This window comes from Streptomyces sp. DH12 (assembly GCF_020873895.1).
Classification (GTDB): domain Bacteria; phylum Actinomycetota; class Actinomycetes; order Streptomycetales; family Streptomycetaceae; genus Streptomyces.
In genome coordinates, this window is the sequence record NZ_JAHWGT010001665.1 from 1 (window position 1) to 389 (window position 389).

Genomic DNA, 389 nt, shown 5'->3' on the forward strand with positions numbered 1-389 from the left:
GGAGGTCGGCGCAGGTCGGAGGGCGAGGCGGGCCGGAGGGTTGCCCAGCGGCCCGGTGACAACTCTCACAGGGCACGATCACCCGTTCGGAGGCACGCGCCGACGGACTATACACCCGGTGTATACCCGGCGTGTACAGTCCGCGCATGCCTTTTCCGACCAGGAAGACGACGACAACGGGGGCCGCGTTCCGCGCCCTTGCGGCCGGAGCCGCGGTGGCCGCGCTGGCGCCGGCGCTGACCGGGTGCACGCGCGTGGAGTCGACCGCGCCCAGCACCGTCCGCGCGACCGACGTGCAGGCCCGGTTCGGCACCGTGGACTGCCGCGAGGCCAAGTGCATAGCGCTGACGTTCGACGCGGGGCCGAGCGAGCACTCCGCCCGGCTCCTC

At 73.3% G+C, this 389-nt stretch carries 1 pseudogene; it reads left to right on the forward strand.

Features of this window, described 5'->3' with window-relative positions:
- Positions 1-146: 146 nt before the first annotated feature.
- Positions 147-389: pseudogene (locus LPA54_RS41630) on the forward strand (polysaccharide deacetylase family protein); the annotation flags it as partial.